The 234-nt window shown below is 57.3% G+C and carries 1 pseudogene; it reads left to right on the top strand.

From position 1 onward, the window contains the following. A pseudogene (locus tag SB772_RS45725) lies at positions 1 to 234 on the top strand (APC family permease); the annotation flags it as partial.

Here is a 234-nt window from a genome sequence, read left to right as displayed (position 1 = left end):
ACGCTTTCTTCAACTCCCACACGTTCGACTGGTCCTTGATATTCGGAGCGGTCTCGATCGCAGTGCTGTCCTTCCTCGGCTTTGATGGCATATCCACCCTTGCCGAGGAAAACTCGGGGACCACCAAATCATTGGGTCGGTCAATGATCGCCGCACTGCTCCTGGTCGGCGTGCTCTTTGTTGTACAGACGTGGGTGGGATCCATGCTCGTACACGACCCGGCCAGCCTCATCG

Origin of the sequence: Paraburkholderia sp. SIMBA_030, assembly GCF_046535245.1 — a bacterium.
Taxonomy (GTDB): Bacteria; Pseudomonadota; Gammaproteobacteria; order Burkholderiales; family Burkholderiaceae; genus Paraburkholderia.
The sequence above is the reverse complement of the archived record's forward strand: the minus strand, read 5'-3'. Positions and strand labels throughout refer to the sequence as shown.